Annotated in this window: 14 protein-coding genes; all 14 read left to right on the top strand. The window is 66.1% G+C overall.

Translation table 11 applies throughout. The features are described from left to right. Window positions 1–36 precede the first annotated feature (36 nt). The 14 genes from BLR69_RS05290 (at window position 37) to BLR69_RS05225 (ending at window position 22,009) form a co-directional block, all read left to right on the top strand. Complete coding sequence (locus BLR69_RS05290; RefSeq protein WP_071495747.1) at window positions 37–5,493, top strand: non-ribosomal peptide synthetase; 5,457 nt, start codon at window positions 37–39, stop codon at window positions 5,491–5,493. Then, window positions 5,490–7,229, top strand: a complete 1,740-nt coding sequence (locus tag BLR69_RS05285) for an ABC transporter ATP-binding protein (protein ID WP_071495748.1) — start codon at window positions 5,490–5,492, stop codon at window positions 7,227–7,229. The genes BLR69_RS05290 and BLR69_RS05285 overlap by 4 nt, the downstream gene beginning before the upstream one ends. Beyond that, window positions 7,226–8,971 (top strand): ABC transporter ATP-binding protein, encoded by a 1,746-nt coding sequence (locus tag BLR69_RS05280; RefSeq protein WP_071495749.1) that lies wholly within the window; start codon window positions 7,226–7,228, stop codon window positions 8,969–8,971. The genes BLR69_RS05285 and BLR69_RS05280 overlap by 4 nt, the downstream gene beginning before the upstream one ends. After that, window positions 8,965–10,068, top strand: a complete 1,104-nt coding sequence (locus tag BLR69_RS05275; RefSeq protein ID WP_071495750.1) for a saccharopine dehydrogenase family protein — start codon at window positions 8,965–8,967, stop codon at window positions 10,066–10,068. Before BLR69_RS05280 ends, BLR69_RS05275 begins: the two co-directional genes overlap by 7 nt. Next, complete coding sequence (locus BLR69_RS05270; RefSeq protein WP_071495751.1) at window positions 10,065–11,096, top strand: class I SAM-dependent methyltransferase; 1,032 nt, start codon at window positions 10,065–10,067, stop codon at window positions 11,094–11,096. The genes BLR69_RS05275 and BLR69_RS05270 overlap by 4 nt, the downstream gene beginning before the upstream one ends. Next, a complete protein-coding gene (locus BLR69_RS05265; protein WP_071495752.1) occupies window positions 11,096–12,781 on the top strand; it encodes a class I SAM-dependent methyltransferase in 1,686 nt (561 codons plus the stop codon). Before BLR69_RS05270 ends, BLR69_RS05265 begins: the two co-directional genes overlap by 1 nt. After that, the gene (locus tag BLR69_RS05260) at window positions 12,778–13,956 is read left to right on the top strand and encodes a cytochrome P450 (RefSeq protein ID WP_071495753.1); all 1,179 of its coding nucleotides are present in this window, start codon (window positions 12,778–12,780) and stop codon (window positions 13,954–13,956) included. The genes BLR69_RS05265 and BLR69_RS05260 overlap by 4 nt, the downstream gene beginning before the upstream one ends. After that, complete coding sequence (locus tag BLR69_RS05255) at window positions 13,953–15,098, top strand: Gfo/Idh/MocA family oxidoreductase (RefSeq protein WP_071495754.1); 1,146 nt, start codon at window positions 13,953–13,955, stop codon at window positions 15,096–15,098. The genes BLR69_RS05260 and BLR69_RS05255 overlap by 4 nt, the downstream gene beginning before the upstream one ends. Continuing rightward, window positions 15,095–15,808: a VOC family protein gene (locus tag BLR69_RS05250; protein ID WP_071495755.1), complete on the top strand. Its 714-nt coding sequence runs from the start codon at window positions 15,095–15,097 to the stop codon at window positions 15,806–15,808. Before BLR69_RS05255 ends, BLR69_RS05250 begins: the two co-directional genes overlap by 4 nt. Further along, window positions 15,801–17,399, top strand: a complete 1,599-nt coding sequence (locus BLR69_RS05245; protein ID WP_071495756.1) for a (2,3-dihydroxybenzoyl)adenylate synthase — start codon at window positions 15,801–15,803, stop codon at window positions 17,397–17,399. The genes BLR69_RS05250 and BLR69_RS05245 overlap by 8 nt, the downstream gene beginning before the upstream one ends. Continuing rightward, on the top strand, window positions 17,396–18,142 hold the full coding sequence (locus BLR69_RS05240; protein ID WP_071495757.1) for a thioesterase II family protein: 747 nt from the start codon (window positions 17,396–17,398) through the stop codon (window positions 18,140–18,142). Before BLR69_RS05245 ends, BLR69_RS05240 begins: the two co-directional genes overlap by 4 nt. Further along, window positions 18,139–18,447, top strand: a complete 309-nt coding sequence (locus BLR69_RS05235) for an isochorismate lyase (protein WP_071495758.1) — start codon at window positions 18,139–18,141, stop codon at window positions 18,445–18,447. The genes BLR69_RS05240 and BLR69_RS05235 overlap by 4 nt, the downstream gene beginning before the upstream one ends. Continuing rightward, window positions 18,444–19,805, top strand: a complete 1,362-nt coding sequence (locus tag BLR69_RS05230; RefSeq protein WP_071495759.1) for an isochorismate synthase — start codon at window positions 18,444–18,446, stop codon at window positions 19,803–19,805. The genes BLR69_RS05235 and BLR69_RS05230 overlap by 4 nt, the downstream gene beginning before the upstream one ends. A gap of 347 nt (window positions 19,806–20,152) precedes the next feature. Beyond that, window positions 20,153–22,009, top strand: coding sequence for a hypothetical protein (locus BLR69_RS05225; protein WP_071495760.1), 1,857 nt, complete (start codon window positions 20,153–20,155; stop codon window positions 22,007–22,009). Window positions 22,010–22,042 lie beyond the last annotated feature (33 nt).

Here is a 22,042-nt window from a genome sequence, read left to right as displayed (position 1 = left end):
CCCGCGCACCCTTCCCTTTTTCCAGGAGCTGTAGCCATGCCCGCCGCCACACTGTTAAACGAACTCAAGTCCCTGGGCGTCGAACTCTGGCCACAGGATGGCCAACTGAAATTCCGCGCGCCCCAAGGCCTGCTCAACGCCGAACGCCTGGCCCAGTTGCGTGAACACAAGCAGCAAATCCTGCAACTGCTGGAACGCCAGGAGCACCCGCTGGTCGAGGCCGACCCGGCGCAGTACCACGCGCCCTTTCCCCTGACCGATGTGCAGAACGCCTACCTGCTGGGGCGCCAATCATCATTTGGCTACGGCAACGTGGCCTGCCATGGCTACCTCGAACTGAGTTGGCCGAGCCTCGACCCGCAACGGGTGGAACAGGCCTGGAACCAACTGATCGCCCGTCACCCGATGCTTCGCGCCGTGATCGCCAGCGAAGGTTCGCAACGGGTTCTCGCCGACGTCGGCCACTACCCGGTAGCCGTCACGGACCTGCGGGGCGCCACCCGCGAGCAGCACCAACAGGCCGTGCAACAGATCCGCCAGGCCATGGAGCAAAAGCTTTACCCCACCGACGTCTGGCCCCTCTTCGAATTGCGCCTGAGCCACAGTGACAACGGCGACACGCTGCACTTTTCCATGGACTCATTGCTTGCCGACTGGGCCAGCGCGCAGTTGCTGTTCAATGAGCTGGAGCAATTGCTGCACGACCCTCAGGCGGTGTTGCCGGCCCTGGACATCAGCTTCCGTGACTACCTGCTGGCCGAGCGTGGACTGCTCGAAGGCAGCCGTCATCAACGCGACCGCGACTACTGGCTGGCGCGTATCGATGAGTTGCCCGCCGCGCCCCGGCTGCCCACGCCGCTGAGTGGCGAAGACATCAGCGTGCCGCGCTTCCAGCGCCAGTCGGCGCACCTGGACCCTACGCACTGGGCAGCCCTCAAGAGCGCCGCCAGCGAGCGCGGCCTCACGCCGACCCTGGTGGTGCTCGCCGCTTATGTCGGCACCTTGCAACGCTGGAGCCAACAACCCGCCTTCAGCCTCAACCTGACGTTGCTCAACCGCTTGCCACTGCACCCGCAGGTGGATCGGCTGGTGGGGGATTTCACCTCGGTCAGCCTGCTGCACGTCAAGGATCCCCAGGGCCAGGACTTCACCCACCAGGCCCGGCAATTGGGCGGTCAGTTGTTTGCCGACCTGGAGCACCGGCTGTTTTCCGGTATCCAAGTGATGCGGGAAATCGGCCGTCGACGCGGACGTGAGGCCGCCGCCATGCCGGTGGTGTTCACCAGCGCCATCGGCCTGGGCGTCGAACCGCCAGCGGGCAGTCAACGCCAGGTCGGCCACGGGATCACCCAGACCCCGCAAGTGACGCTGGACTGCCAGGTGATGGATGACCGTCACGGCTTGCACATCCACTGGGACGTACGCCAGGGCGTGTTCCCTGAAGGCTTGATCGAGGACATGCAGCAGGCCTTACTCGCCCAATTGCAGCTGCTGGCGAATGACCCGGCGGCCTGGGACCATCCCATCGATGTGCCCTTGCCGGCCTGGCAGCAACGCGAGCGCCTGGCCGCGAATGCCACCGCCGCCCCCTTGCCCACCGGCCGCCTGCATGACGGCTTGCTGGCCATGGCCTGGGAACACCCCAATGCCGTGGCGGTGATCGACGCCCATGGCAGCCTGACTTACGCAGAACTCGTCGCCCGCGCCCTGGCGGTGGCCTCGACCCTGCGTGACGCCGGCTGCGCCGCCCAGGAACCGGTGGCGATCCTGATTCCCAAGGGCCTCGACCAGGTGGTGGCCGCCTACGGTGCGCTGCTGGCGGGCGCCGCCTACCTGCCCCTCGACAGCAGCGCGCCGGCCGCCCGGCGCGACCGCATCCTGCAGGGCGCAGGGGTACGCCATGTGCTGGGGCAATCCCGCGCCCTGCCCGATACGCCACTGCCGCATGCCGTGCAGTTTCATGCCGTGGACCAACTGCCGCCGGCTGCACCGGGTTTCGAAACCGTCGATGCCAGCGCCGATGACCTGGCCTATGTGATCTACACCTCCGGCTCCACCGGCGAGCCCAAGGGCGTGATGATCAGTCATCGTGCCGCGCTCAATACCGTGCAAGACATCAACCGGCGCTTCCAGGTCAACGCCGGCGACCGCGTGCTCGGGCTGGCGCAGCTGAGTTTCGATCTGTCGGTGTACGACCTGTTCGGCCCGCTTGCCGTAGGCGGCACGCTGGTACTGCCCGACCCGGCGCGGGGCGCAGACCCTTCGCACTGGGCCGAACAGGTGCAGCGCCATCAGGTCACGCTGTGGAATTCGGTGCCGGCGCAGTTGCACATGCTCGCCCACTACCTGCAGGCCGAGCCACGGCCACTGGACAGCCTGCGCCTGGCGCTGTTGTCCGGTGACTGGATCCCGTTGAACCTGCCGCCACAACTGCACGCGTTGCTGCCCGGCCTGAAGCTGGTCGGCCTGGGCGGTGCGACCGAGGCGTCGATCTGGTCCAACCTGCACCCCATCGGCACCATTGACCCGGCGTGGCGCAGCATCCCCTACGGCCTGCCCCTGGCCAACCAGGGCTTTCGTGTGCTCGACGGCCAATGGCGCGATGCGCCGACCTGGGTGCCCGGCGAGCTGTACATCACCGGTGTCGGGCTGGCCCAGGGTTACCTGGGGGATCAGGCACTCAGTGAGGCACGCTTCTTTGCCCACCCTCTCGACGGCCAGCGCCTGTACCGCACCGGCGACCGTGGGCGCTACCTGCCGGGTGGCGAACTGGAATTCCTCGGCCGTGAGGATGGCCAGGTCAAGGTGCGTGGGCACCGCGTGGAATTGGGCGAAATCGACGCCGCATTGCTCGCCACACCAGGCGTGGACGGCGCGGCCAGCCTGCTCAACGGCGAGCTGCTGGCGTTTGTCACCCCGGCGCGTGCCGAACCTGCGCCGCTGCCTGGAGCGCCGTTGCTCAATGCCGTCAACCGCTATGCCGAGAACCAGGTCGGCTCCTTCGAAGCACAACAGGTGCACGCCTATCAGGCCGACCTCAATGCCGCCGCCTTGAGCTCAATGCTGGACGTGATGCTCAAGGCCGGGCTGTTCCGCGCTGAGCAGGTCGAGCCGGATGTCGAGCACATCCTGCGGGCTTTGCAGGCAGAACCCCGCCATCACTGGCTGGTGCGCCGTTGGCTGGAGGCCTTGTGTGCAGCGGGCCTGTTGCGCCTTGAGCACACGCGCTATCGCCTGCCACACACTGCACCGGAACCGGCGCTGGCCTGGGGCCGGGTGGAGCAAGCCGTCACCTCGGGCCTGTGCAGCCAGGCGCTGCTCGACTATCAGCTCGACCACGTGCGCCAGTTGCCGCAATTGTTGCGCGGCGAAGTCAACCCGTTCGACCTGTTGTTCCCCCAGGGCCGTCAGGAGCGTGCCTTGCAGCTGTACGGCGGGGATGCGGTGTCGCGCTACAACAACCACAGCATCGCGGCGTTGATCAATCGACTCGCCACCCACCATGAGGGTGACGGACCGCTGCGCATCCTCGAAATCGGTGCCGGCACTGGCGCCACCAGCGCGTCGGTGATCAGCCTGCTCGATGGCCTGGACGTCGATTACCTGTTCACTGACATGACCGCGTTTTTCCTGCCGGCGGCCAAGCAGCGTTTTGCCGACCAGCCATGGGTGCGCTACGGCGTGCTCGACATCGACCAGGACTACCGCCCGCAGGGCCTGGCCAGCAACAGCGTGGATATCGTGCTGTGCGCAGGCATGCTCAACAGCGTCAAGGACATCGACACCAGCCTCAGCCACATCACTGAGCTGCTGCGCCCCGGCGGCTGGCTGGTGTTCAGCGAACCCACCGGCGAATGGCCGCCGATCCTGCTGACCCAGGGCTTCATGATGACCCCGGTCAACGGCGACCACGAGCATGGCCGCAGCGGCTTGCGCAACGCCGAGATCTGGCAGGCACGTATCCAGGCATTCGGCGGCGAATGCCTGCCCGCCCTGCCCCACGCCGATCATCCGCTGGTCGCCCTAGGCATGCAGGTGTTCGCCGCCCGCTTCAAGGCTGGCGTGCACCGCCTGAGTGTCGACAGCCTGCGCCGTGCCCTGGCCCAACGCCTGCCTGACTATATGCTGCCGGCGCACCTGCAAGTGCTGGACCGCATGCCGTTGACGGCCAACGGCAAGGTCGACCGCCGCACGCTAGCCGCCTGGCGACCCGCCGTCGATGCCCAGGCGCCTGCCGGCCAGGACGCACCGAGCAATCCACTCACCGCCCAATTGTGCCGCCTGTGGGCCGAAGCCCTGGGGCTGGCACAGATCGGTGTGGATGACAGCTTCTACGAGAAAGGCGCCGACTCGCTGATCCTGGCCCGCGTCGCCGGCCAGTTGCGTGAGCAACTGCCCCAGGCCCAGGGCCTGAGCTACGACACCCTGCTGCGGCAGATGCTCAACGAGCCGAACATCGCCGCCCTCGCGCGCCTGCTCAAGCATGGCGAAAGCACGCCGAGCGCCGCAGCCATCAGCGCTGAAGCGCAGCGCTCATCCAGCAGCAACGCGCTGGTGGTGCCGTTTGGCGGTGGCGAGGTCGGCCCGGTGCGGGTGATGTTCCATGCGGCCCTCGGCACCCTGGATTATTTCCAACACCTGGGCCGTGCCCTGGCCGAGCAGCAGGCCGGGCCGGTGCTCGGCTTTGCAGTGGCCGACACCGAGCAATACCTGGCCCTGGAACCCAAGCGCCTGATCGAAAGCGTGGCCCAGGACTACGCCGAACGCCTGATTGCCGACGGCCACCAGCGTTTCCAGTTGATCGGCTATTGCCTGGGCGGGCTGCTGGCCACCGAAGTCGCCCGGCGCTTGCTCGAACGCGGCATGGAGGTGGTCGACCTGAGCCTGATCGACAGCATCCCGATGTTTATCGACACCGATGAAGAGCTGGCCTATGAGGCGATCTTCGTGCCCAACCTGAACCTGGACCCGGTGAAGACCGTGTTCGGCGCGCACATCGAGGACTACGACGTGTACCGCGCCATCGACCTGCTGATGGCCCGCGACAACCGCCGCGTACCCGCCGGGGCCATGGCCGCCCTGAGCGGCGATCCCGGCCTGGACGCCCTGGCGCTGGCCGTGCAGAAACAGTCGGCACGCAGCCAGGCGGAACGCCTGGCGGAGTATGCACGCCTGGCGTCGGGCCAGGCCGGTGTGCCCATCGGGCCGGAGCTGGTGCCAACCCTGTTCCGCGTGTGCCGCCACAGCATGCGCGCGGCACGGTTCGACCCGCCGCCGTTCCTCGGCAACATGACGTACCTGCGCTGCCTGGAGCAGCAATCGTTCGGCATCACCGGCGGCGTCGGCCACCTGGCGGCGCCGTTCTGGGAGGACGCGTGCCTGGGCCGGTTCGACTTGATCGACGTGCCCGGCAATCACTTCAGCGTGATCGAACCGCCCCACGTGCACCTCGTCACTGCCCACCTGCTTGAGGCCCTGCGGAAAAACTCATGACCACTGCCCTCCATATGTTGAAACGCCCGGTCAACCGCCTGATCCGCCTCGGTGTGGTGTTCGCCGCCCTGGGCGCGCTGGTCAACCTGGTGCCCTTTATCGGCCTGACCGAACTGGGTCGCCTGCTCCTGGCCGGCGATGCCCACGACCATACCCTGTGGGGGTGGGCAGCCTTGGTGGTGATCGCCTTGAGCCTGGGCTGGATGGCCAGCGGGGTGGCGCTGTGGCTGACCCATGTGGCCGACCACCGCCTGCAGTCGAGTCTGCGCGACGCCATGGTGCGCAAGCTCGGGCGCGTGCCGTTGGGCTGGTACACCGACACCACCTCCGGTGCCGTGCGCAAGGTGGTGCAGGACGACCTTGAAGACCTGCACCACCTGGTCGCCCACCATGCGGTGGAACTCACGGCAGCCGTTGTCACGCCGCTGGCCGGCTTGCTGTGGCTGGCCACACTGAACTGGCGCCTGGCGCTGTTGGCGGTGGCGACGTTGCCGATCTATGCGGTGGCCTACACCCTGATGATGCGCGGCTTCGGCACCAAGATGCAGTTGCTGGACAAGAGCATGACCCGGGTCAGCGCGGCGATTGTCGAGTTCGTGCACGGCATTGCCGTGGTCAAGGCGTTCGGCCGGGTCGGCCAGGCGCACCGCAGCTATCAGCAGGCGGTCAACCAGTTCAGCGCGCAGTACGCCGGCTGGGTCAAGCCGTTGCTGCGCCTGGAGGCGTTCTCATCGATGGCCTTGAGTGTGCCGGTGATCCTACTGGTGAGCCTGGGGCTGGGCAGCCTGTTGCTGGCGCACGGCTGGATCACGCCGCTGGAATTATTCGCCGAAACCCTGGTGGCGGTAGTGATTCCACAATCGCTGCTGGTGATCAACCAGAGCCTCACCGCCCAGCGCACCGCCCTGGCCGCCGCCGAACGCATCGAAGCGCTGCTGGCCGTCGAGGAGTTGCCCACGCCCAAGGCCTGCGTGCAGCCCCACGGCTGCGATATCCGCTTCGAACAAGTGCAGTTCGGCTATGACCCCGAGCACTTGATCCTCAAGGGTGTCGACCTGCATTGCCCGGCTGGCAGCGTGACCGCCCTGGTCGGTGCGTCCGGGGCGGGCAAGTCGACCCTGGCCAAGCTGGTGCCACGCTTTCACGACGTCAACGCCGGGCGTATCTGCATAGGTGGCGCCGATGTGCGCGAGATCGACCCGCGCCAGTTGTACCAGCATGTCGGCTTCGTGTTGCAGGACGCGCAACTGGTGCACGGCACGGTCGCCGACAACCTGCGCCTGGGCCGCCCTGGTGCCAGCGATGCCGAGGTCGAGGCGGCGGCGCGCTCGGCGCAGATCCATGGGCGTATCCAGGCGCTGCCCCGGGGCTATCAATCGGTGATCGGCGAAGACGCGATCTTCTCCGGTGGCGAGGCGCAACGCGTGTCCATCGCCCGCACCCTGCTGGCCGACACGCCGGTGCTGATCCTCGATGAAGCCACCTCCCACGCGGACCCGGAATCCGAAGCGCTGATCCAGGACGCGCTGTCGGCGCTGGCCCGTGGCCGCACGGTGCTGGTGATCGCCCATCGCCTGGCGAGTATCAGCGGTGTCGACCAGATCGTCGTCCTCGACCAGGGCCGCGTGCTGGAAAGCGGCCGCCATGAACAGTTGCTGGCGGCCAATGGCGCCTACGCCCGCCTGTGGCGCGCCAGTAGCGAGACCACCACCCCTCACCTGGAGATGTCCTTGTGATCCGCAGCCTTGTGACTTTATTGGGCCCCGCGCACGCCGCCCGGCTGTATCGCTACCTCGCCTGGCTGGTGACCAGCGCGGTGCTGCAAGGCCTGGCCGTGGCCTTGCTGGTGCCGATCCTGCACGCGCTGTTCGCCGCAGACCTGCACACGGCACTGAAGTGGCTGGCCGGGCTCGCGGCGATGGTGGTGCTGACCTGTATCGCCCATTACCAGCAGGCGATGAAGGGCTTCGCCCTGGCGCTGGTGGTGTTGACCACGCTGCATGATCGTCTCGGCCAACACCTGGTCAGCCTGCCCCTGGGCTGGTTCAACTCGGAAAAGGTCGGGCGCCTGTCGCGCAGTGCTACCAGCGGCACGCTCATGGTCACCGGGCTGTTTGCGCATTACCTGGGGCCGGTTGTTTCCGGGGTGGTGGTGCCGGCCACAGTGGCGTTGACCCTGTTTGTGTTCGACTGGCGCCTGGGCCTGACCGCCGTGCTGTGCGCGCCGCTGATCTACTTCACCCATCACTGGTCGGCCACCGCCATCGGCAGCAACGACGCACGGGTCGAAGCCGCCGCCACACTGGCCGGTAACCGGGTGGTGGAGTTCGCCCGCTACCAGCAAGTGCTGCGTGCGTTTGGCCGCACCCAGGACGGTTACGCGCCGTTGCAGGCAGCCAACCAGGCGCAAAAACAGGCCGGTGGCTCGATGCTGTCGCAGACCTTTCCCAAGTTGCTCGCCGGCGGCCTGACCGTGCAACTGGCGTTCGCGCTGTTCGTGGGCGTGGGCATTGCCTTGGCCGCCCACGCTGAAATCGACGCTATCCAGTTGGTCGCGCTGCTGGCCCTGGCGGCGCGGTTTGTCGGGCCATTGGCCGAAGCCGCCGCACGCAGCGGCCTGTTGCGCATGGCGGCCAACGACCTTGATCAACTGGTGGGCATCCTGCGCGAACCACCGCTGCCGGAACCTGTGACCAGCCAACCGCTCACAGCGCCGGGCAGCCTGGCCTTCGAGCATGTGAGCTTCGCCTACCCGACCGGCCCGACGGTGTTGCGTGACCTGACATTCACGGCGCCGGCCCATTCGATGACCGCGATTGTCGGTGCGTCCGGCTCGGGCAAGACCACCGTCACGCGCCTGCTGATGCGCTTTTTCGACGCCACGGTGGGCAGTGTCAAGGTCGGCGGTGTGGACGTGCGCGAGCTATCCAGCGAAGCGTTGATGGCGCAATTGTCCCTGGTGATGCAGGACGTGTACCTGTTCGACGACAGCCTCGAAGCGAATATCCGCGTGGGCAGCCCGGACGCCACTGCACGTCAGGTCGCCGAGGCCGCCCGCCTGGCGGGTGTCGATGAAATCGTCGCGCGCCTGCCCCAGGGTTGGAGCACGCCGGTGGGCGAAGGTGGCGCGTCGTTGTCCGGGGGCGAGCGCCAGCGCGTGTCCCTGGCCAGGGCGCTGCTCAAGCGCGCACCGATTGTGCTGCTGGACGAAGCCACCGCCGCGCTCGACCCGCACAACGAAGCTTTCGTGCAAGCGGCCATCCGCAGCCTGATGCAAAGCGCCACCGTGCTGGTGATCGCCCATCGCTTGCCGACCATCATGGCCGCTGACCAGATCCTGGTACTGGATGAAGGTCGCCTGGTGGAATCGGGCAACCACGCACAGTTACTGACGCTCGGGGGGCGTTACGCCGGGTTCTGGCATGACCGCCAGCGCGCCAGCGGCTGGCGCCTGGATGCGCAGGCACAGCCATGCTGATCGGTGTATTGGGCGCCAGTGGCGACGTCGGCCTGGCCAGTGCCCGGGCACTGCTGAGCCTGGGGGTGAACACGCTGCGCCTGGGCGGGCGCGATGACGTCAAGGGCGCGCAGTGCCTGGCGCTGCTGCGCGAGCAATGGCCCGAGGCACGCCTGCAATGGACGCCGGTGGACTTCACGCAGGCGCATACCCTGGCCGCGTTCGCCCGAGGTTGCGATGTGTTGCTCAACTGCGCGGGGCCGTCCTGGCAGTTGCGGGACCTGGCCGCACAGGCCGCGCTGAAGACCGATGCGCATTATGTCGACGCCGCCGGTGACATGAGCCTTGAACCCAGCCAGTGGCGCGGCCGTTGCGCAGTGCTCGGCGCCGGCCTGCAACCCGGGCTGACAGGCCTGATGCCGCGCTGGCTGGCCGCGCAGGCGTTTACCCAGGTTCACCGCCTCACCAGCTATTTCGGCCTGCGCGACCGCTTCACCGCCGTGGCCGCAGATGATTTTCTGCAAGGCGCAGCAGATGGCAGCAGCGAACCCTTGGCCGCCTGGCACCAGGGCCGTCGCAGCCGTGCGCTGCGGCGCCGGCGGGACGTACCGCTGCCCTGCTTCCCTGGCCAGGTGCATGTGCTGCCTTACCTGAATCACGAAGGCGAATGCCTTGCCAAGGGCCTGATGCTGGAGGTTGGTGAGTGGTTCAACGTGATCACCGACGGTTATGTGCTCAAGGTCCTCGACCAGGCCCATGGCCTGTCGCGCGCCGATGCCGTGCAGCGCCTGTGCGACGCCAGCCTGCTTGACCTGAGCGGCCAGCCACCCTTTGTCACCCTGCTGCTGCAACTTGACGGTGTGTACCAGGGCGAGGTGCGCACCCGCAGCCTGGTGCTCAGCGGCACGGGCAATGCGGCGCTCACCGGGGCGGTGGCGGCGGCCACGGTGGTCAGCGCGATGGAGGGCGAGATCCGCCCCGGCTGCCATGTTGCCGCCCAGGTATTGCCGCCTGCCGCGACGGTCGAGCGCCTGTTGCGCACCGCGGCGATTCGCGCGCTGAATCTGCTGCACGGCCCCCTGGATGAACTGCAACAGGCGCAGGAGGGTAGCCTGTGAGCAGCGCGCTCCGTGAACTTGAGCACCTGAGCCTGAACGTCATGGCCCAGGTTTTGATGGACACCCAGGCGCTGCCCCTGCATGTCTGGCGCAGTGCACCGCAGATCAACCAGGCCCTGGGTACGGCACCTCGGCATGCCTGGGTGGTAAGGCGCTGGCTCGCGGCACTGAGCGCTGCCAACCACCTGCGCGACGATGGCGAGCGCGTTGCCTGGCACGCTGCGCCGCCACACGCCTGCATCAGTGAATTGCCACGGCTGTACGCCGAGTTGGGCTTCCCGCCCCACATGGCGGCGCTGCATACACAGGTCATCGCTTGCCTGCCGGACCTGCTGCGCGACCGGCTCTGCCTGGCGCACCTGCTGCTGCAAGGCGGTGATCCGGTGGCGGTGCTGGGTGCCTACCAGCGCAACCACTTCACTGCAGCGATCAACACGGCGCTGGCGGCGCGGGCGCGCAGTGTCAGTGCCGCCAGTGAAGTGCTGCGCGTACTCGAACTCGGTGGCGGCGCCGGCTGTACCACTCAGGCCGTCCTGAGCGCACTGGAAGACCGTGAGAAGGACTATCGGTTTACCGACATCAGTTCGCTGTTTACCGGCGCAGCGCACCGCCAGTTCCGCCTGGAGCCGGGGCTGCACTGTGCCCTGCTCGACCTGGACCAGCCCTTCGGCGCGCAAGGTATCCAGGACGCCAGCCAGGACCTGGTGATCGCCGGCAATGTGCTGCACAACGCCCGCGACCTGGCCTTCAGCCTGGGGCAAATCCGCGTCTGCCTGCGTGAGGGTGGGACGTTGCTGTTCAGTGAGTCCATCGCCGACAACCCGGCCATGCTGACCTTCATGCACCTGCTGCTGTCGCCAGCGGCCGATGCACCGCCGCGCGTAGGGGACGAAGCCTTCATGTCGCCCGATGCCTGGCGCCAGGCGTTGCACGCCGGGGGTTTGCAGTTGCTTGACGTATGGCCCGAGGCAACCGACCCACTGGCCGCTGCCGGACAACGCTTGTTCTATGCCACAGGAGTTTCATGATGAACGTCGACACCCTACTGATCGACCTGCCGGCGGTGGCGCACCCATGGCGCTTGCCGGCCCCGACCGATCTCGGTGCCCACCCACTCGCACCGGCCCGCCTGCTCGCCGTCCTCGAACGCCAGCGCCCGTCGGTGGTAATGATGAGCGCCGAACAACTGGAGCGCCTGCTGGCGTTTCCTGCCCTGCCCTTGAGTGATCTCGGCCACCTGGAAGATGTGCTGTTCATCAGCACCCAACCGGGCGAATGGCGCCTGGCGCAACGCGCATCGGCGCAGCTCGATTGCCGGGTCCAGGGTTTCATGGAGGCTCAGGGCGAATGGCGCGACCTGGCCAGCGTGAAGCTCGAACATCAGCGCTGGTGCGCACTGGCCCTTGAGCATCCGGCGGTGACGGCGGCGGCACTGCAAGGCCAGACGCTGTTTGCCGTGCCACAGACGTGCGCAGCGGCAGCGGTCGACGATCACCTGGCCGCCACCGAAGCCGCTCTCGACCAGCAGTTTGCCGGCAGCCGGCTGACCGAAGCGGTCCGGCTCAACCAGCAACTCGGGCACACCGCCTTGCTGTCGATGCTCAACGGCTTGCAGCACTGCGGCCTGCTGCCGGCCCCCCTCGACAACGTGGCTCAGGCCTTGGCCAACGCGGGCATCGCGCCCGGCCACCGCCCATTGATCGCACGTTGGCTGGATGCCCTGCAAGCCCAAGGCCTGCTGCGCCGCGAAGCCGACCGTTTGTACCCCACCCTTGACGCCGCTGCCTGGAGCGACGCAGCGCTGGAAGCCGCATGGGTGCAGTTGCGCGTGGACTGGATCCGCAACACCGGCGGCAGCGGCACCCTCGACTATGCACGGGATAACGCCCGCCAGTTGCCGGCGCTGATGCGCGGTGACTGCGCGGCGGTGCACCTGCTGTTTCCCGAAGGACGTACCGAGCGCGCGGCCGCGCTCTATCGCGAGAACCTCGCGGCACAGTATCAGCACAGCGCCGTGGCCCAATGGCTTGGCGCGTGGGCCGCACGTCAATCGGTCGAGCCTCCATTGCGCGTGCTTGAAATCGGCGCCGGCACCGGTGCCACCACCCAGGCCGTACTGCCGGCCCTGGCAACTGCCGCCGTGGACTACCTGTGCACCGACGTGTCGCGCTATTTCAGCGAGCAAGCGGCCGAGCGCCTGCAGGCCTGGCCGTGGGTACGCCACGGCGTGTTCGACATCGACCGTCCCGCCCTGGCCCAGGGTTATCCCAGCCAGTCCTGGGACCTGATCATCGCCGGCGGCGTGCTGAACGCGGCCCGCGATACCGGGCAGACCCTCGCCAGCCTGTTTGCCCTGCTCAAGCCGGGCGGCTGGCTGGTGTTCAGCGAACCGACCCAGGAGGAGTTCTGGGTCATGGCCTCCCAGGCATTCATGCTCAACCAGGCCAGCGATGAACGCCAACTCAGCAGCGCCACCTTCCTGAACCTCAGCCAATGGCAAACCGCGCTGGCAGACGCCGGGTTCCACGGCAACCGCAGCCTGCCTGCCGCCGGGCATCCCCTGGCAAGTCTGGGCCACCGTGTGTTCGTCGCCCAGGTTCCGGCGCAACGCCTCAGCCGCGCAGCGCTGGCCGAACACCTTGGCCAGCCTGCCCTGCACCTTGAACTGCCGGCCCGCTTGCCCGACTTCAACACTGCCAAGGACTTGCCATGACCCCGTTGGCCTACCCCTTCAACGCCTTTACCGACCTTGCACTGGCTGAACCTTATCGCCATGCCCAGCAAGCACCGGGACTGTTGCGCATCCAGATGCCCATCGGCGCTCCCGCCTGGCTTGCCACGCGCTATGACGATGTACGCCTGGTGCTCGGCGACCGACGCTTCAGCCGCAGCGAAGCCTTCCACCGCGACGACGCCCCGCGTGCCTTCCCGCGTATCGCCGGTGGGATTGTGATGATGGACCCACCGCAACTCACGCGCATCCGCTCGCTGGCGGCCCAGGCCTTCACACGGCGCCGGGTCGAAGCTTTGCGCCCTCATGCACGAGCCTGCGCCCATCAGTTGATCGACCGCATGCTGGCCGCCGGCCCGCCCGCCGACCTGGTCAACGACTACGCCCTGCCGCTGCCCCTGGCGCTGATCTGCGAACTGCTCGGCGTACCGCTGCAGGACCGCGACCGCTTCAAGGTGTGGAACGATTCGTTGCTGTCCACCCGCGCCGAAGACGCCGCACAGACCCAGCAGCATCTGGGCGAACTCGCGGCCTACATCAATAGCTTGGTTGCCGAGCGGCGCCGCGAACCGCGTGATGACTTCATGACCGCCCTGACCCAGGCCAACGAACAGGGCGAGCATCTGAGCGAGGAGCAATTGCTGCTGTTGTGCATCGCGATCCTGGTCGCCGGGTATGAGGGCAGTGCCTCGCAGATTCCCAATTTCATCCAGGTGCTGCTGGACAACCCCGCGCAATGGCAACAGCTCAAGGCGGATCCCGCACAGATACCCCAGGCCGTGGAAGAACTGCTGCGCTACATCCCCTTGGCGTCAGCGGCAATGTTCGTGCACTACGCCCTGGAGGATATCCAGGTGGGTGAGACCTTGGTGCGCCAGGGCGAAGCGGTGTTCGCCTCGATCGGTGCGGCCAACCACGACCCGGCGCGCTTTGCCGAACCGCAGGTGCTGGACCTGCAACGTGATGCCGGCGGCCACCTGGGCTTCGGCCATGGCCTGCACCATTGCATCGGCTCGGCCCTGGCGCGGGTGGAATTGCAAGAGGCCCTGCACGCGCTGGTCCAGCGCATGCCGGGGCTGCAACGGTGTGGCGAGGTGCAGTGGAAGACGGCAACGTTCTTTCGCGGCGCCCACTGCCTGCCGGTGAGCTGGTCATGAGCCGCGCGTTGGTCCGTAAACGCGTGATCGTTGCCGGCACCGCGTTTGGGCGCATCTACCTGCAAGCCCTGGCCCGTGCCCACGAACGCTATGCGCTGGTGGGCATCCTGTCGCGCGGCAATGCTTACTCCCAGGCCTGCGCCGATCACTACGGCGTGCCGCTGTACGCCTCGGTGGAACAGGTGCCGGAGGATGTGGATATCGCCTGCATCGTGGTGCGTTCCGGCGCGACCGGTGGCGCCGGCAGCGAACTGGCCCAGCAGTTGCTGCGCCGGGGCATCCATGTGTTGCAGGAGCACCCGGTGCACCACCGTGAAATCGCCGCGTGCATGCAGGCCGCACGCCAGGGCCAGGCAGCCTATGCGGTGAATACGCTGTACCCGAACATCCTCGCGATCCGGCGCTTCCTGGCCGTGGCGAGTTACCTGCGCGAACACCAGGGCCTGGCCTATATCGAGGCGGCGTGCAACAGCCAGGTGGCCTACCCGCTGCTGGATATTCTCGGGCGCCTGGCCGGTGGCCTGCGCCCGTGGCTGTTTGCCGAGCCTGCGGTAGGCGTCGGCGCACAACCCTTCACACGGCTCAGCGCGAGTTTCAACGGCGTGCCGATCAGCCTGCGCATCCAGAACCAGGTGCATCCCCAGGACCCGGACAACCATTCCTTCCTGCTGCACCGCCTGGAAGTCGGTTGCGAAGCCGGCGTGCTCAGCCTGTGCGACACCCACGGCCCGCTGCTGTGGAACCCACGCCTGCACGCAGCGCGGGACGGCACCGACCGCCTGATCATGGCCGGCGTCGGCAGTGAACGGCTGGCCGGGCCGACCATGGTCGTGCTCGACCCGCAGGTGCCGGCGAGCTACCACCAGGTGTTCAACCAGGTCTGGCCCGACGCGGTCAGCGTTGCCCTGGATCAATTGTGCGACGACATCGAGACGCCCGCGCGCCGCTTGCGCAGCGGTGTGTGGGCCACCGAAGTGTCGATGGCCTGGCGCGAAATGAACAGCCTGATCGGCATGCCCGCGTTGATCGAGCCACCGGTGCCGCGCCCGTTGCCCCTGGCTGAACTCCACGCCTGCGCCCACGGCGTACACCCCCCCTGCGGTGATGACACCGCCCAACTGCTGGGAGCCCTGCCGTTTTGAACACTGCCCCTTCCTCTTCCCACTGCAGCCATGTGCTGTTGTGGGTGCGCGATCTGCACCAGGCCGTGGCGACCTTTCGCGCGGCCGGTTTCGAGGTAACCTACGCCACCGCCGAAGCGCGTGCGCAACACGCGCACATCTGGTTCGCCCAGGGACCGATCATCGAATTGCTCACCACCCCACGCCACGCCTGGCTATTCAAGTGGCCCATCGATTGCCTGGCCGGGCGTGGCGCGGGGCGCCGCATGCTGCGCTGGGCGGCCCAGGGCGAAGGTTTCTGCGACCTGGCATTGCTGTGTGAAGACCTGGCCCCACGCCTTGACGGCCTGGCAGCCGGCGGCGTGCGCATGGGCCGCACGGTGAACTGGCGGCGCACCTGCGCCGACGGCAGCCACACCCGTTTTCGCTTCGTGTACCCGCGCCATGACCGCCTGCCCTTCCTGGTCACGCCCTACATCCCTTCCCAACACCCGGCGCGGATGGTCCACCCGAATGGCGCCACCGGGCTGGCGGCGATCCACCTCGGTGTACACCCCGCCGACCGGGCCGCCCTGGACCTGCTCGCCGCTGACGATCCGCTGCTGCGTATCCAGCCGGCCGCACACACCGGCGTACAGGCGGTGCAAATCACCGGCCTTGCGCACCCGCTGAATCTGCACGGCGCCCAGTTGCTGGGCGGCCCGACTGACCAAGGAGATTGCCATGCTTGATGGATGCACTGACTGGCCCGCCGACTTTATCCAACGCTACCGCGAACAAGGCTATTGGCGTGGCGTGGCCCTGGGCGATCTGCTGCGCGAGCAGGCCCGGCGCACGCCGCACAAGGAGGCCTTGGTTGACGGCACCCGGCGCTGGAGCTACGCCGAACTCGACCGGCAGGCTGACCGCCTGGCCACCGGCCTCGCCGAGCGTGGGCTGGAGGCCGGCCAGCGGGTGCTGGTGCAGTTGCCGAACATCGCCGAGTTTTTCAGCCTGACCTTTGCCCTGCTGCGCCTGGGCGCCATTCCGGTGTTTGCGCTGCCGGCCCATCGCGAACATGAACTTACGCACCTGGCGCACCTCAGCCAGGCGGTGGCCTATGTGATCGTCGACCAGCATCTGGGCTTCGACTACCGCCCATTGGCGCGCGCATTGCGCGAGCAAGTGCCAAGCCTGCAACAGGTGTGGGTGGTCGGCGCAGCGGAGGAGTTCGTGGCGCTGGCGCAGTGCGTCGCCAGCCCGCGCGAATGGCCCGCGCCGGACTCGCGCGAAGTGGCGGTGCTGCTGTTGTCCGGCGGCACCACCGGCCTGCCCAAGCTGATCCCGCGCACCCATGACGACTACGCCTGCAATGCGCGGCTGGCGGCCCAGGCGTGTGGGTTCGATGCCGACACCCGTTACCTGGCCGCGTTGCCGGTGGCGCACAACTTCCCCCTCGCCTCCCCCGGCGCGCTGGGCGTGTTCAGTGTCGGCGCCACCCTCGTGCTGGCGCCGGAACCGAGCCCGGACACCGCCTTCGAGTTGATCGAGCGCGAACGCATTACCCACACCGCCCTGATCCCGCCGCTTGTGATGCTCTGGCTGGAAGTGGCGCAATGGTCCGATAACGACCTGAGCAGCCTGCAATGGCTGCAGGTCGGTGGTGCACGGCTCAAGGCCGAGATCGCGGCCCGTATCCGCCCGACCTTGGGGTGCGGCCTGCAACAGGTGTACGGCATGGCGGAGGGGTTGCTGTGCTTCACGCCGCTGGACGACCCGCAACAGCGCGTCTACGACACCCAGGGTTTGCCGCTGACGGCCGACGATGAAATCCGCATTGTCGATGCCGACGACGTGCCCGTGGCGCCGGGTGCGGTGGGCGAGTTGCTGGTGCGCGGGCCTTACACCATTCGCGGCTACTACAACGCCGGCGAGCAGAACCTGCGCGCTTTTACCGCCGACGGTTTTTATCGCAGCGGCGACCTGGTGCGACGCCTGCCCGAGGGGCACTTGATTGTCGAAGGGCGCAGCAAGGATGTGATCAATCGCGGCGGTGAGAAAATCCCCGTGGAAGAGATCGAGAACCTGCTGCTCGGTCATCCGCTGATCCGCGACGTGGCGCTGGTGGCCCTGGCGGACGAACTCCTGGGCGAGCGCAGTTGTGCCTGTGTGCTGGCCCACGGCGAGCGTATCGACCTGGCCTCGATCAACGCCTGGCTGCGCGAACGTGGGTTGGCCGCTTACAAATTGCCGGACCGCTTGCAGGTGCTACACGAGTTTCCACTGACACGCCTGGGCAAGGTCAACCGCAAAGCCTTGGCCGAACAGGTGCTGGCCCTATGAGTGCCTGGCTGCGCGCCCTGCGTGAGGGCAACCAACCGCGCGCACGCCTGGTGTGCCTGCCCCATGCGGGTGGCAGCGCAAGTTTCTTCCGCCCATGGTTGGCGCACCTGCCGGGCGACATCGACCTGCTGGCGGTGCAATACCCCGGGCGTGAAGAGCGATTCAACGAGGCACACGTACCGTGCCTGCCGACGCTGGCCACACACATCGCCCAGGCGCTGCTGAACCTGCCCGCCCACCCCTTGCTGCTGTTTGGTCACAGCATGGGCGCGGCACTTGCGTACGCCGTGGGCGTGCAGCTGGAGGCAGCGGGGGCCGGGGCTGCGCATGTGTTCGTTTCCGCCCACCCGCCGCCCCACCGGCAACCACGGAGTGACCTGCACCGCCAGGACGACGCGACGCTGATCGCCGACATCCTGCGCCAGGATGCCGAAGCCGCCGGCCTGTGGGCCAACCCGCAACTGCGCGGGCTGTTCCTGCCCACCCTGCGCAGCGACTACCAGGCCATCGAAACCTGGCGCCCGCAACACCTGCATCGCCTGGCCGCGCCGGTTGATGTGCTGCTGGGCACCGACGACGGTGAAGTCAGCCTTGACCAGGCCTGTGCCTGGACCGACTTGACCCACCACACCCCGGATATCCGCCTGTTCGCGGGCGATCACTTTTACCTCAAGCAACAGCCGCGCCCAGTCATTGACCACCTGCTGCAACGCACTGCCTGCCTCAAGGAAGCCCTGGTATGAAAACCCCGCAAGATTGCACCGGCCTGACCGACATCCGTCACGCCATCGATACCCTCGACCACCAGATCATCGACGCCCTCGGCCTGCGCATGCAGTACGTCAAGGCGGCCTCGCAGTTCAAGCCGGACCAGGCCAGCATCGCCGCCCCCGACCGCGTGGCCGCGATGCTGCCGCAGCGGCGGGAATGGGCGCAGGCCGTGGGGCTGGACGGTGAGTTTGTCGAAAGTCTGTTCAACCAGATCATCCACTGGTACATCGCCGAACAGACCGCCTTCTGGCTGCAGAAAAAGAGCACGGCGGTATGAACGCAGATGACTTGTTGAAGGTGTTCCAGACCGCGCACGAGCGGGCCGTAGCGTATCAACGGCCGGTCCTCGCCGTTGCCGCGCACGCCACCCCAACGCTTGAGGCCCTGGCCCTTTATGAAGCCCACCGACAGGGTTTCTTCTGGTGCACGCACTCGCCGGACCTGGCCCTGTTCGGCCTGGGCTGCGCCTGGCAGGTTGAGGCCAGCGGCCCCCAGCGCATGCGTGAGGTGGACCGCCACTGGTTCGCCCTGTGCGCCGACGCGGTAGTCGACGGGCCCAAGCTACCGTTGCTGCTGGGCGGCATGCGTTTCGACGAACAGCGGCCCTGCGCAGCGCAGTGGGCGGCCTTCGCCGACACCAGTTTTCACCTGGCCCATTGGCTGCTCAGCGAAGAAGCCGACGGCCGCTGGCTGCGCTGCCAGCGGGTGATCGAACCCGACAGCGACCCGGCGGCCTTGACCCGCGAGAGTCTGGCGGCCTACTTGCAATTGCTCAACCCGCCCAGCGCGACGGCCACTGCGCCGCACATCATCGAACGCAACGCACTGCCTTCAGACCAATGGGAGGGCAAGGTCGATACGGCGCTGCAAGCCATTGCAGGTGGCGACTTGAACAAAGTGGTGTTGGCGCGGCATATCGAGTACCAGCTGGACGCGCCCCTCGACACGGGTGCAGTGATGCAGCGACTGCATGCACGGCGCAACGCTTCCCACCTGTTTGCGCTGCACCGTGGCGAGCATTGCTTCATGGGGGCCACCCCCGAAAGACTGCTCAGTTGCCAGGCGGGTCGCCTGACCACCCATGCCCTGGCAGGCAGCGCGCGACGGGGCCTCACCGCCGACGAAGATCAGGCTATCGGTGTGCGGTTACTGGCCGACCCTAAGGAACACCATGAACACCAACTGGTGGTGCAGACGATCACCCAGGCGTTGAGCGGCAAGGTCAGTGATCTCCAGGCCGCGCCCTGCCCCGGCCTGCTGAAACTGGCCACCGTGCAGCACCTGAGTACGTCGATAACGGCGCAGCTCAACCCCGACAAGCGTTTGCTGGACGGTATCCAGGCGCTGCACCCGACGCCGGCGGTGGGTGGCTTACCCAGCACGACAGCCCTGGATTTCATCCGGCGCCACGAAGGCTTCGACCGGGGCTGGTATGCGGCACCTGTGGGTTGGCTGGACTCACAGGGCAACGGGGATTTCCTGGTGGCGCTGCGTTCGGCGCTGATCAGCCCACGGCACTGTCATTTGTTCGCAGGCTGCGGGATTGTCGAGGGCTCCCAGCCGGCCAAGGAGTATGAGGAAACCCAAATCAAGCTGGCCAGCATGGAGCAGGCGCTATTGCTCCACCCCCATTAATCCACTCCAAGAGCGTGCCCTTTCAAGGTCTTTAGATAGAATAAGTACCCTGTGGCGAACGGGGTTGCTGTAGTGAGCGGGCTTGCCCCGCATTGGAGTGCGTAGCGCTCCCAGCGTTTTTGGGGCTGCTACGCAACCCAACGCGGGGCAAGCCCGCTCGCCACAGTTGCAGTGTTATTCATTTTTTTTCGCGCTAGAATCCTCGCGCCAGAGCCCAAGCAAACCGCCATCGGCGTATCCGGCACCTCTAAGCAATCTGCTGGCAACCATTCCAGTTCGGGCACTGCGTGACTAAGTGCTCGCTATTAACTTTCCACACTCACCCGCGCTCAATCAGGACTTTGTCAATGGACGACTATTTTTTGGGTATTGGCATCCCATCTCAACCAAAACCACAGCCTCCCGATCATTACGACGACGTTGATCAAGCGATCCAGGCGGTTATCTTGCACGCGGGCAGTAATTTTTATAGTCAGGACGAACTGAATGCTCCAGCAGCCGCCAGCGCAATCGTTGAGGCAGCAGAATCCTTGGTGCTGAGCGGTGAGCGTTTTGTGAGCCTTGAGTGGGCCAGCCAACGAATCAACGGTTATGAGCCCAGAAAAGCGATCCTGGACGTGCTGCTGAAATGGGGCAGCGACCACTGGGACCTCGTCGGGTCGTTGCTCAAGGAACACGCGATTTCGTTGTTTACCAAAGAAAAACACTACAGCGTCAATGACGATTTTTGTACGTTCATCAAGCGCTGGCAGCGACTGCAGGACGACCCTGAACTGCTCGAGGTCCTGCTGGGCAAAGTCCGCAACGAAACGCCCAATTTCAACGTGTGGGTCCCTCGTCTTTGCAAGCTCAACGGACACCGCTCCGGGGCAATGCAGATTCTGTCGGCAGTCATGACGCAGCTGGGTTCGTTCAAGAGTCGAGAAGAACTGTCTTCGCTTTTCGCCAGATGGTCGGGTGATACCCGATGGGGTCAGTTGCAACACCTGCTGTGGGGTGGCGGCATTGGTAATGACAGCGAATCCGGGCTGTCCCTCGCGCTTGACGGGCCCGTCACCCTGGTTGCCGAATTGCTTCGAGAGTTCGGTCTCTCTACGTACCCGACTTCGAGTTATGCCGTTACCCAGCTCGGCTGCGAGACCAAGGCGTCGTGGCGACGCCAGCTGGACGCAGTGATTGAAGGTGACACAGCCCTGCGAGAGGCCACTCTCGAAGCCCTGTTGTGGTACGGCCCGCTCAATCAAGACAGGGCCATCGTGTTCACTGCGCTGGAACTGCATGGCGACCGCTGCGAGGCAGCACTTTCCAGTCTACTCAACCACACAGACCGACTGGTACGCCGCCGTGCCTGCGCCGTCAGGGATATGGCCCATCAGGCACCTGACCTGATGGCCCTGAATATGTCCCAACGTAACGAGGCCATTTCAGCGCGCCCCGCTGCGACAACAGCCCGAACATGGATTGACAATGCTGAGTTCGAGCAACTGATTGAGCGGACGTTGAATGAGTCAGCAAACAGGTCAGCCGCCTGGATTTATAAAACACTGTCCAGCGGAGAAGAAGTCCATTTGACGTTGATGTTTGAACGCCTCGCGACGGCTTTTTCAAACATCACAGAGCAACTTGCAATCATTGCCGATGAAACCGACGCCAATGAACGCCTGGAGCTGAAACTGGTGCACCGGATTGTCGGCAAGCAGGAAGAAGGTGGCCCAGGCCTGGGCTCGGACAGTTTTTCCGCCGATGTATGCCTGATCTTTGAAGGCCGCGAGTCGGGGAAAACCTTTGCACGACGCGCCTCGTTGCTACAGGCCAAACGGCTCTATCTAACCTCTGGCGGTCGCGAGTACTACCCCATCAAGAACAGCCAGCTGCACGACCTGACAAGCCAGACGATGGCCAGCTTCCTGCTGTTGCTTGGCCCCGAATGCCAGGGGGTTTCCATCCCTGTGATCCCCGCACGCCTGATTGAGGATCTGATAGAACGCGGCGAATCAGCGACCCAGATTGCACCCGACAAAGCAGCCCTGCTCGGAAAAGGCATAGGCACCTGGTTGATCGAAGATGTTATCGGCCTGTGGACCGGTGACTGGAACGAAGCACTGCTCAAGCGTGCTCAGGGTGGAAAGCACAGCGAGCCATACTTGTTGTTTGAGCTGATTGTTGACCGTGTGCGCAAGGTTAATGACCACGGGGACCGATAACCACGCTCAGAGGGCCCCGTGGCTGATGGCAAT

It is taken from the genome of Pseudomonas azotoformans, assembly GCF_900103345.1.
GTDB lineage: Bacteria > Pseudomonadota > Gammaproteobacteria > Pseudomonadales > Pseudomonadaceae > Aquipseudomonas > Aquipseudomonas azotoformans.
Note: the sequence above shows the minus strand (reverse complement) of the source record. Positions and strands in the feature narration are given on the sequence as shown.

Bases quoted from the DNA above. Each gene is read 5' to 3' on its own strand.
- BLR69_RS05290 (WP_071495747.1), top strand. From the start codon at position 37: ATGCCCGCCGCCACACTGTTAAACGAACTCAAGTCCCTGGGCGTCGAA.
- BLR69_RS05285 (WP_071495748.1), top strand. From the start codon at position 5,490: ATGACCACTGCCCTCCATATGTTGAAACGCCCGGTCAACCGCCTGATC.
- BLR69_RS05275 (WP_071495750.1), top strand. From the start codon at position 8,965: ATGCTGATCGGTGTATTGGGCGCCAGTGGCGACGTCGGCCTGGCCAGT.
- BLR69_RS05265 (WP_071495752.1), top strand. From the start codon at position 11,096: ATGAACGTCGACACCCTACTGATCGACCTGCCGGCGGTGGCGCACCCA.
- BLR69_RS05260 (WP_071495753.1), top strand. From the start codon at position 12,778: ATGACCCCGTTGGCCTACCCCTTCAACGCCTTTACCGACCTTGCACTG.
- BLR69_RS05255 (WP_071495754.1), top strand. From the start codon at position 13,953: ATGAGCCGCGCGTTGGTCCGTAAACGCGTGATCGTTGCCGGCACCGCG.
- BLR69_RS05245 (WP_071495756.1), top strand. From the start codon at position 15,801: ATGCTTGATGGATGCACTGACTGGCCCGCCGACTTTATCCAACGCTAC.
- BLR69_RS05240 (WP_071495757.1), top strand. From the start codon at position 17,396: ATGAGTGCCTGGCTGCGCGCCCTGCGTGAGGGCAACCAACCGCGCGCA.
- BLR69_RS05235 (WP_071495758.1), top strand. From the start codon at position 18,139: ATGAAAACCCCGCAAGATTGCACCGGCCTGACCGACATCCGTCACGCC.
- BLR69_RS05230 (WP_071495759.1), top strand. From the start codon at position 18,444: ATGAACGCAGATGACTTGTTGAAGGTGTTCCAGACCGCGCACGAGCGG.
- BLR69_RS05225 (WP_071495760.1), top strand. From the start codon at position 20,153: ATGGACGACTATTTTTTGGGTATTGGCATCCCATCTCAACCAAAACCA.